This is a genomic window from Natrialba sp. SSL1 (genome assembly GCF_001861355.1).
Taxonomy (GTDB): Archaea; Halobacteriota; Halobacteria; order Halobacteriales; family Natrialbaceae; genus Natrialba.
The window spans coordinates 261936-277160 of record NZ_MASN01000035.1; the positions used below are offsets into that span (position 1 = coordinate 261936).

Sequence of the window (15225 nt, forward strand, 5' to 3'; positions counted from 1 at the left end):
CAGCAGCTTTAGGGTTCCCCTGACGAAGACAGTCAATTCAGACAATGGGTTGCCCAGGGGAGTTCGAACTCGAGTTGCATCAGACAGTCACACAGGCGGAACTGGAGGGCGTATTCAGCACGAATTTCGGCTATCAGATCAAGGGAATCAATCTCCGCCGGGCGGGCGACCAGCGATACATAATTTTGCTGTCGAACGAGGGCGAGATCTACGACGACCGCATCGGGCATGGCGACCGGTTTCGCTACATTGGCGAGGGCGTCCCCGAGAAGGGCGACCAGCCGGAGACGGCCGCCAATCGTGCGCTGAAGGAGGCAACCCGCGACCTCATTCCGATCTACTTCTTCACCAGCGTGGAGGGCGTTGATGCGTACGAGTACGAGGGACTCGTCGATGTCATGAATCACACGTACGTGAACGACGGCGAACGGATGGTCTACCGGTTCGAGATGCAAAAGCTTGGGAGTGTGGGCTGGGACGAGTACACTGACGCCCAGGCGACAGTCATGACGGCTGCAGACGACGATCCACCGCTCACAGAAACGACGGCGCGCGAACAAACGACACGACTCGCACGGTCATCGGCGTTCGCCAAGCAGGTCAAACGTGCCTACGAGGACACGTGTGCGGCGTGCGGCGCAGCGCGGCGATCACCGGACGGCAAGCCGGAGGTCGAAGCGGCTCATATCTATCCGAAAGCGGAGGGCGGCAAGGACAGGATATACAACGGACTCGCACTGTGCCGACTCCACCACTGGGCGTTCGATACAGGCTGGTTCGCAGCGACGGACGACCGTGAGATCATCCTGAACGACCGCACTGACGAGACGGTCCCCGAGGAAATTCGGGCACTCGAGGGAACACAACTCACTGTCCCCGAAGAGCCAGCGAAGCAGCCGTCTTCGGACGCCTTGCGGGCACACCGAGAACTGCACGGGATGGAGTGAGCCGAGTCGAAGATCACGGACACCACATCACGCTGCAGTTACCCCCTCCAAAATGGAACGAGGGTATTTTCTCGATGAGAATACGCTAGTGCTGTTTTACACTCCCAGGGTCGAATGCTAGCGCCAAAGAGGGTACAGGATGGAAGAAGCGACACAAGAAGACGTCAAAGAAGCAATCCAAGAGTGCGAGCAGGAAGAGTCCGAAGAGATTATTATTGCGGATGAGTAGCTGGCTCGGTACTACGGTATCGGCTCTCCTCACGGCCCAGCGGTAGCGAACCGGCTCCCACATTCCCTCTGCACACCACCACTCGACGCCCCCGATGCAGACTGAAGTTTGACGGAGGTTCTGGATAATGGGCGTATTCGAGTCGAATTGGACTCGAGTACAGTCTGAGCACAGCGCCAAGTTCGAACTTGTCGGAGCGGACCGACGGCTGACGAGCAACGCAGTGCAAAGACCGGGCAGGGACAGTAGCGTTATCTACTATTGAATTGATGTCGTGACATGAATCGAGACGTATTTTGGATTCCGGCGGCCGGAATTGGTATCGAATCGCTTCATCTTCGTGAAGATTCGACTGCTATCAATGCAGAGAGCGTCGTCGTTGGTGTGGCCGACGGTGAGTCGTTTCGTGTCCGATACGAGGTCGACTGCGACCCCCACTATCGCGTTCAGCGGGTGGAGATTGCGAACCTCGGCCGGGAATCCGAATCACTCTCGCTCCAGGCCGATGGGGAAGGTACCTGGACAGACGCTCGAGGAGAGGCGGTAGCGAAACTAGATGGCTGCACCGATGTCGACATTTCGGTGACGCCGTTTACGAACACGGTACCGATTCGACGACTGGAACTCGACCGAAACGAATCGGCCGAGATCGGGACAGTCTATATTGGCGTACCTGAACTCCGCGTCGAGACTGCCAGGCAACGGTACACGTGTTTCGACCCGCTCGATGAGAACGGCGGGCGGTATCGCTACGAGAGCCTCTCCAGCGGCTTCACGGCTGAGTTAGCGGTTGATTCCGATGGGCTCGTTACGACGTATCCGGATCTCTTCGAGCAAGTTTCTCCGACCGAACGCAGCAGGCCCTGTAGCCACGAATAGCGAACGATCTACCGTAAAATAGTGAACCCGTACTACCGCCCGCGCTCGCCGTCCGAACTGACCCACCGGTCCCAGAACGACTCGAATTCCTCGTCGTCCTCGGTGAGCTGATTCAGTTCGGTAAGCCCGCGCTCCTCGCGGGTGCCCGGAATCGTGTTGTCGAGCAGCAGTGCGGCGAGTCCGCCGATGGCCATCCCGGTCGAGCCGATGATGAACACCGTGTCGACGGCGACGGTGGCGGCAGCTTCGATTCCTGCACCGAGTCCGATCGCGGTGATGACGTCAGCGGTCGCGAGTGGCGCGATCGCGGCTTCAATGCCGACGGCGTCGCGGAAGGCGAGCGTCGTCTCGAAGTTGGCCATGTACTCCGGAATCGCGAGACCGATGAACAGCGCGAAGCCGATGACGAACACGTTGCGCGAGGATTCGAGGTCGACGTGGCGAAGGTTGCCGATCCCGACGGCGACGATCTGGGCGAACATGGCGATGAACAGGCCGCCGATGATCGGATCGGGGATCGTCGCGATGAGCTGGCCGAAGTAGCCGATGAAGCCGACGACCAGCATGACGAGCGCCCCGATCTGAACGACGTAGCGCGAGGCGACGCCAGTGAGTCCGATCGCACCGACGTTCTCGGAGTAGGATGTCGAGCCGCCGGTGCCCATGATCCCCGAGAAGATGTTCATCAGTCCTTCCATCCCGATACCGTGGTTGATCCGCTTCTCGCTGGGCGCGGCGGCCCCGGTCAGGTTTGCGACGGCGTAGTAGTCGCCGATGCTCTCGACAATCGAGGCGAGCACGCCGGCGAACATGCCGATGACGAACGCCGTCGTGAGTTCAGGAATGCCCCACTGGAACGGTGTGATCGGCAGGATGAGCGTGGTTTCGGTGACGTCCCCGAGTGGAACGTGGCCGGGGTGGTCGATTCCGATCACACCGGCCGCCGACAGTGCTGCGGCGACGATCCACGACAGCGCGATCGCCAGAATCACCGGGTACAGCCGGAACGCCTTGTGCTTGAGGTCGAGGTACTGCGAGAACAGCAGGATGAGACCCAGGGTGAGCCCGAGCAGCCACCAGCTCTGGTCCGGCGACGTGATCTGTCCCGCATCGAATAGCGCCAGTCCGATCAAAGCGATCGTCGGCGCGATGACGACCGGCGAGAGGAACCGCTGCAGTTTCCCGACCAGGCCGAAGTATCCCATCGCGACCTGGACAATCGCCGCGACGATGATCGCGCCCTGTAACTGCAAGAGCGCGGCCTGCCAGTCGGGCTGTCCCGCCACTCCCCCCGCCGTGACGACCGCGATAATCGCGAGCGCCGGCGCGAGCATCGAGAACGGTGCGCCCTGTACGATCGGGTACCGGTTCCCGAACGTCGTCTGGGCCAGCGTTGCGATCCCCGACACCACGAAGAAGGTCCCGATGAACTGCGGCCACAGTTCCGTCGGCATTCCCATCGCCTCGGCCAGAATCAGTGGCACGGCGATGTTCGCTCCAACCATCGTCAAATAGTGCTGGATCCCGAGCACCGCCGACTCGCCGAGCGGCGGTCTGTCGTCGACCCCGTACTCGATATCGTCGGCGCGCGTTTCGGCCCCAGCGTCGTCCCCCGTCATCGTAGACTCACCGGATAACGCGCGAGGGGGCTCAAAGGCGTGTTGATCCTCGGTCGCAACACGGCCGAATCGTCACCGCAGAGACACGCTATCCGTCCTGCTCGGGATTCCCGTCTGTCTCGTGTTCCCGAAGCACGGTCGTGATCGTGCGGGCGACCTCCTCGAGTGCGACCGTGTGCGTCTTCCGCAGTTCGCCGGTGTCGCGCGCAGCGTCGAGGTGGCGAAGTGCCTCGCGGAGGTGGGCTTCGGGGCTGCCGTCGGCCGCTGTGGCGTCGTTTGCGGGCGTCTCGTCGGGCGGTGTCTCGTTCGTTGGCTGGTCGTCTGTCATGGATGATCTGGATCCTCTGGTAACCGATTGGTGCCGTTAAGTTCGTCGCCGATCCGACGTGCGCCGTGTGGCGTCCAGTGGTGGCAAAAAACACGGTCCATGGCGCTGGTTCGAGGATTGTGACTGTGTGAGGTCACTCTCTGTGCTGGTATTCAGGGCTCCGAGTCGAGAGCGTGGCCCTGGTCTCGGTCTCGATCCGCATCTTGATCGTAGAGTATCCGCCCCAACCAGTCGTTGTACCGCATAAACAGTGGGAGCAACAGGATACAAAGTAGAATGCCTGCCATCCACCCGTACAAATCACCGGATAGATCAGCCACAATTCGTGAGATCGACATCGTTTCTACAACTTCCCCGATGGGGGCACCCAGCAGGAGCAAGAATATCGAGTGAAACAGGGCATTGCCGACCACCAAGGTGACAGCCACCGTCCCGAAAAGAACGAAAAGTCCGAGGGCTGCGAGCGGGATATGAAGCAACCGAGATCTGACAGCGCCGCGTGTAGTCATTAGTCAGTGTTCGTACCAGTGGCGGTTGAACGTACCGGAGATAGTCTACTCGGTTTCGGACTCTCGACTTCGATTCCAGACCGCACCATTTCCAACTCGAGTTTTCTGCTGTGGTGTGGATTTGACGTAGCGTGCGCTCACCCTCACCGACGAGTTCAAGTACAGTTGTGTGAAGACAAGTACAATGGCAACCCGCAGGCCGCCGTCGACCGGAACCGGACGAGAAAGCCGAGCACGCAGAGCCGACAGTAGGTTCGGGGATATCCGATGAAGGGGCTCGTCTTCGGCGGCGTCAGCTCCGGCGTCGGCAAGACCGTCGCGACGCTCGCGACGATGCAGGCGCTCTCCGACGCGGGGCAAATCGTCCAGCCCGCGAAGGCCGGCCCGGACTTCATCGACCCGAGCCACCACGAGGCCATCGCCGGCCGACCATCCAGAACGCTCGACCTGTGGCTCTCCGGCGAGGATGGGCTTCGGCGGAACTGCGCTCGCGCGGCCGAGACTGGTGGTGCCGACGCCGACGCCGGAAACGACCCCGACATCTGCCTCGTCGAAGGCGTCATGGGCCTCTACGACGGCGACGCCTCGAGTACCGCCATGGTCGCCGCCGCACTCGAGTTGCCCGTCGTCCTCGTCGTCGACGCCAAGGCGGGCATGGAGAGCGTCGCCGCGACGGCGTACGGCTTCCGCGAGTACGCCGCCGAAATCGGCCGCGACATCGACGTTGCGGGCATCATCGCCCAGCGCGCCCACGGCGGTCGCCACGAGCAGGGAATCAGGGACGCGCTTCCGGACGAACTCGAGTACTTCGGTCGAATCCCGCCGAACGACGACCTCGAAATCCCCGACCGCCATCTCGGTCTCGAGATGGGGTCGGAAGCCGCACTGCCGCGATCGGCGCTCAGAGAGGCCGCGGAGACGATCGACACCGACCGACTCCTCGCGGCCGCCCGCGAACCCGCTGCACCCGAGACGCCGGCCGAACCCGCTTCCCCGGTCGATGCAACGGTCGCGGTCGCCAGCGACGCGGCGTTTTGCTTCCGGTATCCTGCGACGATCGAGCGCCTTCGTGAACGCGCCGACCTCGTCACATTTTCGCCCGTCGCCGGCGATCCCGTTCCGGACTGCGACGGCGTCTACCTCCCCGGTGGCTACCCCGAACTGCACGCGGCTGCACTCGAGTCCGTCGGCACGCTCGCGGAACTTGGCGATCGGGCGAGGGAGGGACTACCGGTGTTCGGCGAGTGCGGTGGGTTGATGGCAATGAGTCGGTCGTTGACCGCCACTGGAGGAGGCGACGCCGGCACCGACGACGCCGAACCCTCAACCCACGACATGGCCGGCATCCTCCCCGCGGACGTCACCATGCACGACCGCTACCAGGCCCTCGACCACATCGAACTCGAAGCCATCGACGACACCCTCACCGCCCACGCCGGCGACACGATTCGGGGCCACGAGTTCCACTACTCGAGTGCCGACGTGGACTCGGACGCGCGGTTCGCGTTCGAGACGGTCCGTGGAAAGGGAATTGATGGCGAGCACGACGGGCTGTTGGCGTACGACTCCCTGGGGACGTACGCACACGTCCATCCCGAGAGCGGCGCGTTCGATCGGTTCCTCGAGTCGCTGTGATGGGAGTGTCCGACCGTCGGTGAGAGTCTTCGTCCCGGTAGTGTCTTGTATGCGGTAGCTTCGATACCCGCGTTCCGGAGTACTCGGGGATGGGCGCACACGCAAGGCAAATTACCACAGTACTGTTTGCCGTGCATGTTCTCGGATAATGACAGATGGGTCAGAGAGAGACGGTGATGGGTGGGACGACCCGCCCGGACTCGAGAGGCCGTCGCCTGGCGCTCCCGTCGCAGAACGCTGTCGGCAGCGACTGGTGACCGACGGCGGTGAGACCGACGAGGCCGAGGCAGACGGCGACGATGAGCCTGAAACAGGTGGTGATAGCGCGGAAACTGACGAAGGCGAAGGCGACACTGCGGACGAAGGCGGAGGTGGTGACGCAGACGGAGATGGTGACGAGGACTCTGATGAGGAGGAAAGCGCAGTTGACGATGGTGAGTCAGCGGATACTGCGGACGACAATGCGGACGAGGAACCCGAGGAAAGCGACGGTGGTGACGATGGCGAGAATGGCGAGGATGGCGACGATACCGATGGTGACGACAACGACGACGGCGACAACGGCGAGGAAGACGAAGAAGACCAGGAAGCCGACTCCGACGAGGCGGACGAAACGGACGAACAGGAGAGTGACGACACAGTCACCAGCGACCACGTCGAGGACGCCGAGGACGTCTATCAGGACGACGACGCGAGCGGCGTCCTCCACCTCGATCTCGACGGCCTGTTTCTCGACCTGTTGGGACTCGAGGTCAACCTGAACCCGGTCACCCTCGACGTCTCGGCCCGACCGGGGCAGAACAACCTGCTCGGGAACTTGCTGTCGACCGTTACCGGCTTACTGGACGGCCCCAGTGCACTGCTGGAAAAGGCCAAATCCCTCGCGGAGAGTGCGAAGTCGATGCTGAAAAAACCTGTTTCGATGCTCCGCTCTGCGCTTTCGAAGCCGGCCGAGGCGCTGAAATCGGCTCTCGGGAAGCCGATGAGTTGGCTCAAATCGCTCCCGAGTAAGCTGGTACAGAAGCCGAAGTCGGTGATTGGACGGCTTCGCGGAGCCGGACAGGACGAAGAGACGGATGGAGAAGACGAAGAAACCGAAACCGAAACCGAGGACGAAGACGACGAACCGACCGACGACACTCCCGGTCCCCTCTCCTCGGCTGCCAGTTCGGTCTCGAACTCGCTCTCCTCGGCGGGCGGAACGATGAAACAGAAGGCTCGCAGCCTCGTCCCGAGTTTCCCAGTCGAGGAACTCGTCGCAATCGTCGTCCGCGAGGTACTCGAGCAACTCCTCGAACAGACGGAGTCGAGCGGCGGACGTGGTTCGGACGAACAGAACGGTTCGGATAGTCAGGCGGAGTCACAGCCGGAGGTCCAATCATGAGTGACGATTCTACGTCAGGTTCAGATCCAGATTCGAATGCGGAGGAAGCGGAGGGGACAGAAACAGACTCGGACTCGGACTCGGGGGCAAACTCGAACTCGAGTACCGACACGACCGACGAGAGTAGCTCGCTCGTTGAGCGAATCGATTACGAGAAAATCGTCGAGAATATCGAGATCCAGGAACTACTGGAGGGGACGCAGTGGGAGGGTGAACTCGACGAAGAGAAGCCACTTGGCGAGTCCCTCGGCGGGTTGATCGGTGCAGTCGTAGGTCGAAAGATCGGTGCGAGTCTCGGGCGGACGATCGGTGAGATGGCGCTGGAGGAGGTCCTCAGTCGTGGAGACGAAGATGCAGAGGCAGAGGAAGATGAAGACTCGGATGCAGAGGCAGACGAAAGCGACGAAGCAGAAGCCGAAGACGAAACGGAAGACGAAGAGAGTGAGGACGGAGCGGAGGATGAAGGCGACGGTGGGGAAGATGCAGACGACAATGATGATTCAGCCGGTGACGACGAGGAGAGTGGCGACGGTGAGAGCGAAGACGAAGATGACGACTCCGACGGAGAGAACGGAGACGAAGACGACGATGAAGACGACGAGGACACCGAGAACGACTCCGAGGATGACTAACACCCACTGCCACGACCACCCCCGACGGGCACGATCGAACCGAGGGGACTCGCTATGAGTGAGGACTCCAGCCTAAAACAGCTCGTCGCCGACGAGGTCTCAGACCAACTCGACGTCGCGGAGGTCATCAACGGCGGCTCACTCGAGGACGGTATCGACGCGGGCGAGATCGGCGCTGCAGTCGGCCGGCAATTCGGCGAGCAAGTCGGCCGAAACGTCGGCGCGTCAGTTGGTGGGGAGGTTCACGAGGTGCTCTCGAGTGCAGTCCAAGAGCGCGGCGAAGAGCGTGAGGAGGATGCTGACGATGAAGACGAGGCCGAGGCTGAAGCTGAAGCCGAAGACGAAGCCGATGAGGGCGGTCGACTCCCAACACAGCTGCTCACCGAACTCGCAGCGGCGATTCGACGCGGAGTCACGACGGCACTCGAGGGCAGCGATGCGCGTGAGTCCGCCGAGTCGGTTGCCCAGAATCTCGCAGACGGGACGAGTCTCGAAGGTGTGGTCGATGAGGCGACAGGTGAGGAAGATGCTGAGGCGGACGAGGCTGACACCGACGACGGAGAGGGTGAAGACGAAGAAGGAGATGAAGCGGATGCAGACGAAGACCAACAGGAAACAGACGAGTCAGGCCTCGAACAGTCCGTGGATGACCTCGAGAATCTCCGCCGGGAAACGCTGGTCGACTTTCTCGGCGTGATGTCATACGAGGATCTCCAGTCGGTTGCCAAGGACGTCGGCGTCAAGGCGAATCTCAGTCGCGAGGAGATGACGGACGAAATCGTCGACACGGTCACCGACGATGGCGACGATGCTGATGCAGACGAGGGAATCGATGGGGATGGGGACGGTGACGAGGACGAAGACGAGTAACCCAAACGAACACCAAACTCAGACACCAGCACTCCACAGCGTTACCCCCGAACCCGGAACTGGCCCGGCCAACGTTCACGGCACTGGCGACCGTTCGACGAACGAGAGCCCCATGAGTGACACCGACGACTCCCAGGACCTCCAGGAACAGGTGACCGACCTGCTGGAGACGGCCGACGCCGAGACCGGTGCACTGGCCACAGACACCGACACACCGAGCGGGTCGACGATGGCAACTCTCTCGGAAACCGCCAGCGACCTTCTCGAGTCGGCCGAGCCGCAGGACCTTCTCGAGGCGGTCGGCCTCGGGACGTTGCCAGACGGCTCCGAACCGGAGACGATTCCGGCAGCGATCGCACAGGGCGACCCGGAACACGTCGAGGATCTCGAGCGCCTCCTGCGGCTGGCGAGGGTGGGGGAGAGCACAGACGAGGAGGGACTCGAGGACGCCGTCGGCGGATTACAAACGGCGATTCGTGAGCACCGGGACACGGCGGCTGATGAGCCGGCCGGTGACGACGAAGGCACGGCGGCAGATGGCGACGAGGATGGAGCAGAAGAGGGAGATGAGGACAGCGACAGCGGCAGCAGCAGTGACAACGGCACCGATGACGACGACACCGAGAGTGACAGTGACAGCGCCACCGACGACGTACTCGAGTTCGTCGATGACGAACTAGGCGATGCGTTGGGCGACCGGGTGTCGTCGTTCAGTGAGGATGTAGCGGGGCTTCGAGAGAAGGTGAGTTCGGTAGGTGGGGAGAGCGAAGCGGACGCGAACGCTGACGCTGACGATGAGGATGACGGTGACGGCCCAGATGCCGATGACGACGATGACAGACTGCTGGACGACGGCCTCGGTGCTGATCTCGAGCCCGACCTCGGTACTGGCTCAGATGACGGACAGACCTCGCGCGGCGTCGTTCGCTACTCGACACTGGCTCCATCGCCTTCGAAGCGGGCCGACATGCGGTCGCCGGCTCGGTTTTCGACGATGCCGAAGAAAGACGAGTGACGAGTAGTCGGTTCGAGTGAGAACGGAACACGCGGGTTCACATCTTTCACCCCGGACCGCGTACGCGCCATCATGTACGACTCTGTGCTCGTTGCAACGGACGGGAGCGACGACGCGACGGCGGCGACGGCGCACGCGATCAGCCTTGCATCGGATCTGGGTGCCGACCTCTATGCTGTCGCGGTCGTCGAATCCAGAACCGACTACGATAACGCGATCGTCGACCCCGAGGAGCGTGAGCGAACACTCCGTGCGGCCGCGGAGGACTCGCTCGCTACTCTCGAGGAACGTGCACGAGCGGTAGACCTCTCGGCAGAGACGACGGTTCGGGCTGGCGTTCCACACGAGGAAATTCTCGCGGTAGCCGACCGCTGGGACGTCGATGCGATCGTCGTCGGAGCACGCGGGAGTTCGGAATTCAAGCGGGCATTGCTCGGCAGCACCGTCGACGCGGTGGTACGGTTCGCAGACCGACCGGTACTCGTGGTCGATGGGGACGACGAGGCGGACCGCAGAGACGCTGGCTGAGCCAGGACTGGTGGGGCAGTGACTGCAGTCATGAACAGCGCCCGGCAAATCGCGTCGCCGTCTGCCTTTCCGGCGGAGGAACGTTTATTCCGCTGACCGGCCTCGGTCCGAACGAGCATGGACGATCGGAACGGGTGGGGGCGAAACCGTCCCGAGCCCACCGGGCCGACGCTCGACCCGTCGGAATCGTTCGTCGAACAGGCGAACGTCACGGACGCAGTCGACGACCAGCCGCTCGGCGAGCAGTTCGAGCGCAGCTGGCCCGAGTGCTGGGAACGGGCCGCCGACCTCCTCACCTGGAACGAGTCGTACGACACCGTCCTCGAGGACGAGAACGCGCCGTTCTACGAGTGGTTCACCGGCGGCGAGTTGAACGCCGCCTACAACTGCGTGGATCGTCACCTCGAGGCCGGCCGGAAGAATCACGCAGCGATCCGCTGGGAGGGAAAGCAAGGCGAACGCGAAACCTACACCTACCAGGACCTCGCGGTCGCGGTTAACGAGTTCGCCGCGGCCCTGCGAGACCTGGGCGTCGAAGAGGACGATGTGGTGACGATCTACCTCCCGATGATCCCGGAGCTGCCGATCGCGATGCTGGCCTGTGCTCGCATCGGCGCACCACACAGCGTCGTCTTCGCGGGGCTCTCGGCGGACGCGCTCGCGACGCGGCTAGACGCTGCCGACAGCGAGTTCCTTGTCACCTGTGACGGCTACTACCGTCGCGGCGACGCGTTCAATCAGAAGAGCAAGGCGGACAACGCCCGGCTCTCGGTCGACCAGAACGTCGAAACCGTCGTCGTCGATCGACTGGGAGACGAACTGCCACACGTCCTCGGCGACGGCGAGTCGGACTATCACGAGCTCCGCGAGGCGTTTGCAGGCGCGTCAGTCGAGCCGGTTTCGCGAGACGCGGAAGACATGCTGTTCCTGATGTACACCTCGGGGACGACCGGCGACCCGAAGGGGGTCGTCCACTCGACTGGCGGCTATCTCGCGCAGGTCACCTGGACCGCTCGAAGCGTCCTCGACATCCAGCCCGAGGACACCTACTGGTGTGCCGCAGACATCGGCTGGATTACGGGCCACTCCTACATCGTCTACGGGCCACTCGCGCTCGGGACGACAACGGTGATGTACGAGGGGACACCGGACTATCCCGACCGAGATCGACTCTGGGAGATCATCGACCGGAACGCGGTGGATATCTTCTACACCGCGCCGACGGCCATCCGCGCGTTCATGAAGTGGGGCGAGGAGTACCCCCAGCGACACGACCTCTCGTCGCTACGCCTGCTCGGGACCGTCGGCGAACCGATCAGTCCGGGACCGTGGCGCTGGTACCACGAACACATCGGGAACGGCGAGTGCCCGATCGTCGACACCTGGTGGCAAACCGAGACTGGTGCAATCTTGATCTCGACGCTGCCGGGCGTCGACAAGATGAAACCCGGCGCTGCAGGACCGCCGCTGCCCGGCATCGACGTGACGGTCGTCGACGAGGACGGCGATGCGGTCGACCCCGGCCAGACCGGCTACCTCACGATCCCGCGGCCGTGGCCTGCCATGGCCCGGACGCTGTACGACGGTGACGACCAGTTTCGGGACGAATACTGGGACCGGTTTTCCGACATCGATACCGAGGCCGACGACACCACTGATGCTGACGCCAACACCGATGCTGACGCCACCGACGGCGTCTGGCGCTACTTCAGCGGCGACACCGCCGCGGTCGACGAAGACGGCTACATCACCATGCTCGGCCGCGTCGACGACGTGATCAACGTCGCCAGCACGCGACTGAGTACGATGGAGATCGAGGGCGCAATCGCCGATGTCGACGGCGTCGCCGAGGCCGCCGTCGTCGGCCGCTCGAGTTCCCACGGAAATACCGAAATCTACGCCTACGTCTCAGCCGCAGGCGATCACACCGCAGACGACACGCTCCGGGAGTCGATCCTCGAGCGCGTCGAGACCGCGATCGGTCCGATCGCCAGACCCGAAGCGGTCGTCTTCACGCCCGAACTCCCCAAGACGCGTTCCGGAAAGATCATGCGCCGCCTCCTGGAGGACATCGCGAACGGCGAGGAACTTGGCGATACGAGCGCGCTCCGGAATCCCGAAATCGTCGGTGAGATCCAGAGCGAGCGAGAGCAGCCGTAGCGTTTCGCATACCCAACTGAAGCGAAACCAGTCGGCGGGACGATGACGACTATCTCTGCGAAGACGGCGAGAGACACGACAGAGCAGCGGTACTATTATATTCTCCGTGGCTGAAATTGCGAAACATGACTGCGGAGGCGGCGCTCTCAGCCCGCGAATACGACAGTCTTCTCGACGCTGCCGAAACCTACCGTGAAGTCCTCGTCGTCCGCTGCTGTGGCGAAGTGGGCCTACGGCCCGCCGAGCTCGCTGCCCTCACTGTCGGCGACGTCGAGCAGGTCCGTATCGACCCGCCGCGGTACGTCGTACGCGTTCCTGCTACTGGTGGCCGCACTGGTCACACTACCGACACTGACGACACTGACGGCACTGATAACATCGACGGCACACAGCACCGAACCGCCTACCTCCCAACCGGCGTCGAACAGGAAATCCGCCGCTACGCTCGGAGCAACGACCTCAGTGCTGACGACCACCTCTTCGATGTCACGCCTCGCCGACTGCAGATGCTCGTTGCCGAGGTCGCGACCCGCGCGAGCGAACGATTCGACCGACCCGCACTCGCAGACGCCTCCTCGAGTGACCTCCGTCACTACTTCGCCCGCCGGTCGCTGGTCGACCACGACATCAACCCGCGTGCGGTCAAGGCCGCCGGGGGCTGGCAGAGCTTCGAGGCACTCGAGTCCTACCTGCCAGAGCCCTCGGATACGGCACTCGTCGACGCCTTCGAAACCGTCGAACGACCGTCGACGCCGCGGCTCGCGGGTGCAGGCGGCTCCGGCAGGACTGGACGGCCGATGAGCGACGACGGCGTCGTCCGCCTGCTGCTGGCCGCGAGTGACCGCTACGCGCTCGTGCGCCTCGACGAGGAGGGCTACGTCGAGCGCTGGAATCGCAGCGCTGCTGCGCTGTTCGGCTACCGCGCGGGCGAAATCGTCGGCACGCACGTCTCCGCGTTCTACACGGACGAGGCGGTCGACGATGGCGTTCCCGAACAGACGCTCTCGACGGCACTCGAGAAGACGGGCACCGAACAGGAGGGCTGGCGCGTTCACAGCGACGGCTCGCGCTTTCGAGCGACGGAGGTCATCTCGCCGCTGCGAGACGACCGCGGCCGTCACGACGGCTACGCCGTCTTCGTCCGCGACAGTTCGGCACAGCACGAGGTACTCGAGTCCGTCCGCGCAGAGCGCAACGAACTGCGCCGGGCGGTGGCGGTCGGCGAACGGTATCGAGCGGTAACGGCGGCGTTGCTCGAGGCGAGCGATCACGAGGCGGTCGAGGCGATGGTCTGTGAGGCGCTCGCGGCGGGTGAGGGCTACGCGTTCAGCTGGATCGATCGGACGACCGGATTCGATCGTGAGGGACGGAGAACCACGAGCGGGGAGCGAGGCGGGAGCGAGGTCGATGCGGCGACAGTTGAGCGACTCGCTCCTGCGGAGTGGGCGAATGGTGAGCGGGAAGGTCCGGACGATAGTTCCACGTACGAGTCAGAGTCGGAATCGGGCGTCGCCGTCACGACGGTAACGGACGAGCAACACGGCAACGAGCTTTGCCTCGCCAGCGTCTCGCTCACCTACGGCGATACGACCTACGGCAGGCTCGGCGTTGCAACCTCCCGCGCGGACGCGTTCGCGGCGGACGAACAGCAGTGGCTCGCCACCGCCGGCCGACAGGTCGGCTACGCGATCACCGCCGTTCGCCGGCGCAACCTCCTCCTCTCGGACCGCGTCGTCGAACTCGACGTTCGCTGCCAAGATGCACGCTCGTTCTTCGTCGCCGCTTCCCAGCAACTCGGCTGTCGGTTCGAACTCGAGTCCCTCGTTCCAATCTCGGAGTCGACGCAGCTGTACTACCTCCGACTCGAGGACGCGCCGCCGGCCGAGGTGTTCGACCTCGCGGCGGACGACCCAGGGATCGACGACTGCCGGCTCCTCGAGACGGACCCTGACGGCTGGCGGATCGAGGTCGTCGTCGAGGGCTCGTCGCCGGCACGCACACTGACGGAGTACGGCCTGACGGTTCTCGAGGCGGTTACCGAGAACGGGACGACGACGATCACGGCGGAGTCCGCGGCGGAGACGAATTTGCGGACGGTACTCGAGGGACTCCGATCGACGTTCCCGTCGTCGACGCTGCTCGGCAAGCGGGAGGCAGAGCGGACCGTCCAGACGGCCAGGGAGTTTCGCGAGGGGCTAGAAGAGCGGTTGACCGAGCGACAGGTGACGGCGCTGCGGGCGGCGTACTTCGGCGGGTACTACGACTGGCCGCGCGAGAGTACGGCCGAGGAGGTTGCCGACGCGATGGGGATTTCCTCGCCGACGCTGCACAACCATCTGCGGAAGGCCCAACACGAGTTACTGCGGACGTTTTTCGGCGTGCCCGCCGAGGGACACACTCGCGAGACCGGTGTCAACGCGGATACGAGTGAGACCAGCAGCGGGTCGCCGTCGACGTAGTAACGCTCATCCTGACACGATTTGCTTGGTT

General features: G+C 63.3%; 13 protein-coding genes. 10 read left to right on the plus strand and 3 right to left on the minus strand.

What is annotated here, in order from left to right:
* The first annotated feature begins 44 nt into the window (after positions 1 to 44).
* On the plus strand, positions 45 to 947 hold the full coding sequence (locus BBD46_RS12255; protein ID WP_171908202.1) for an HNH endonuclease: 903 nt from the start codon (positions 45 to 47) through the stop codon (positions 945 to 947).
* Positions 948 to 1455: 508 nt separating this feature from the next.
* The gene (locus BBD46_RS12260; RefSeq protein ID WP_071401981.1) at positions 1456 to 2055 is read left to right on the plus strand and encodes a putative glycolipid-binding domain-containing protein; all 600 of its coding nucleotides are present in this window, start codon (positions 1456 to 1458) and stop codon (positions 2053 to 2055) included.
* 32 nt (positions 2056 to 2087) lie between these two features.
* Here the strand turns inward: BBD46_RS12260 and BBD46_RS12265 are convergent, their stop codons facing one another.
* The 3 genes from BBD46_RS12265 to BBD46_RS12275 form a co-directional block, all read right to left on the minus strand.
* The gene (locus BBD46_RS12265; RefSeq protein ID WP_071401982.1) at positions 2088 to 3674 is read right to left on the minus strand and encodes a uracil-xanthine permease family protein; all 1587 of its coding nucleotides are present in this window, start codon (positions 3672 to 3674) and stop codon (positions 2088 to 2090) included.
* Positions 3675 to 3762: 88 nt separating this feature from the next.
* On the minus strand, positions 3763 to 4002 hold the full coding sequence (locus BBD46_RS12270; RefSeq protein ID WP_071401983.1) for a hypothetical protein: 240 nt from the start codon (positions 4000 to 4002) through the stop codon (positions 3763 to 3765).
* 152 nt (positions 4003 to 4154) lie between these two features.
* Complete coding sequence (locus BBD46_RS12275) at positions 4155 to 4511, minus strand: hypothetical protein (protein ID WP_071401984.1); 357 nt, start codon at positions 4509 to 4511, stop codon at positions 4155 to 4157.
* A 267-nt stretch (positions 4512 to 4778) separates the two neighbouring features.
* Here BBD46_RS12275 and BBD46_RS12280 point away from each other — a divergent pair, with 267 nt between their 5' ends.
* From BBD46_RS12280 to BBD46_RS12315, 8 genes are all read left to right on the plus strand, one after another.
* Positions 4779 to 6146: a cobyrinic acid a,c-diamide synthase gene (locus BBD46_RS12280; protein ID WP_071401985.1), complete on the plus strand. Its 1368-nt coding sequence runs from the start codon at positions 4779 to 4781 to the stop codon at positions 6144 to 6146.
* Between the two features lie 148 nt (positions 6147 to 6294).
* Positions 6295 to 7530: a hypothetical protein gene (locus BBD46_RS12285; RefSeq protein ID WP_253184559.1), complete on the plus strand. Its 1236-nt coding sequence runs from the start codon at positions 6295 to 6297 to the stop codon at positions 7528 to 7530.
* The gene (locus tag BBD46_RS12290) at positions 7527 to 8162 is read left to right on the plus strand and encodes a hypothetical protein (RefSeq protein ID WP_071401986.1); all 636 of its coding nucleotides are present in this window, start codon (positions 7527 to 7529) and stop codon (positions 8160 to 8162) included. The genes BBD46_RS12285 and BBD46_RS12290 overlap by 4 nt, the downstream gene beginning before the upstream one ends.
* A gap of 54 nt (positions 8163 to 8216) precedes the next feature.
* Complete coding sequence (locus BBD46_RS12295) at positions 8217 to 9032, plus strand: hypothetical protein (RefSeq protein WP_071401987.1); 816 nt, start codon at positions 8217 to 8219, stop codon at positions 9030 to 9032.
* A 112-nt stretch (positions 9033 to 9144) separates the two neighbouring features.
* The gene (locus BBD46_RS12300) at positions 9145 to 10047 is read left to right on the plus strand and encodes a hypothetical protein (RefSeq protein ID WP_071402197.1); all 903 of its coding nucleotides are present in this window, start codon (positions 9145 to 9147) and stop codon (positions 10045 to 10047) included.
* Positions 10048 to 10119: 72 nt separating this feature from the next.
* On the plus strand, positions 10120 to 10575 hold the full coding sequence (locus BBD46_RS12305) for a universal stress protein (protein WP_071401988.1): 456 nt from the start codon (positions 10120 to 10122) through the stop codon (positions 10573 to 10575).
* Between the two features lie 117 nt (positions 10576 to 10692).
* Positions 10693 to 12735, plus strand: a complete 2043-nt coding sequence (acs, locus tag BBD46_RS12310) for an acetate--CoA ligase (RefSeq protein WP_071401989.1) — start codon at positions 10693 to 10695, stop codon at positions 12733 to 12735.
* 125 nt (positions 12736 to 12860) lie between these two features.
* Positions 12861 to 15194, plus strand: a complete 2334-nt coding sequence (locus BBD46_RS12315) for a bacterio-opsin activator domain-containing protein (RefSeq protein WP_071401990.1) — start codon at positions 12861 to 12863, stop codon at positions 15192 to 15194.
* Positions 15195 to 15225: the final 31 nt, after the last annotated feature.

Coding starts and splice junctions, on each gene's coding strand:
- BBD46_RS12255 (WP_171908202.1), top strand. CDS start 45: ATGGGTTGCCCAGGGGAGTTCGAACTCGAGTTGCATCAGACAGTCACA.
- BBD46_RS12260 (WP_071401981.1), top strand. CDS start 1,456: ATGAATCGAGACGTATTTTGGATTCCGGCGGCCGGAATTGGTATCGAA.
- BBD46_RS12265 (WP_071401982.1), bottom strand. CDS start 3,674: ATGACGGGGGACGACGCTGGGGCCGAAACGCGCGCCGACGATATCGAG.
- BBD46_RS12270 (WP_071401983.1), bottom strand. CDS start 4,002: ATGACAGACGACCAGCCAACGAACGAGACACCGCCCGACGAGACGCCC.
- BBD46_RS12275 (WP_071401984.1), bottom strand. CDS start 4,511: ATGACTACACGCGGCGCTGTCAGATCTCGGTTGCTTCATATCCCGCTC.
- BBD46_RS12280 (WP_071401985.1), top strand. CDS start 4,779: ATGAAGGGGCTCGTCTTCGGCGGCGTCAGCTCCGGCGTCGGCAAGACC.
- BBD46_RS12285 (WP_253184559.1), top strand. CDS start 6,295: ATGACAGATGGGTCAGAGAGAGACGGTGATGGGTGGGACGACCCGCCC.
- BBD46_RS12290 (WP_071401986.1), top strand. CDS start 7,527: ATGAGTGACGATTCTACGTCAGGTTCAGATCCAGATTCGAATGCGGAG.
- BBD46_RS12295 (WP_071401987.1), top strand. CDS start 8,217: ATGAGTGAGGACTCCAGCCTAAAACAGCTCGTCGCCGACGAGGTCTCA.
- BBD46_RS12300 (WP_071402197.1), top strand. CDS start 9,145: ATGAGTGACACCGACGACTCCCAGGACCTCCAGGAACAGGTGACCGAC.
- BBD46_RS12305 (WP_071401988.1), top strand. CDS start 10,120: ATGTACGACTCTGTGCTCGTTGCAACGGACGGGAGCGACGACGCGACG.
- acs (WP_071401989.1), top strand. CDS start 10,693: ATGGACGATCGGAACGGGTGGGGGCGAAACCGTCCCGAGCCCACCGGG.
- BBD46_RS12315 (WP_071401990.1), top strand. CDS start 12,861: ATGACTGCGGAGGCGGCGCTCTCAGCCCGCGAATACGACAGTCTTCTC.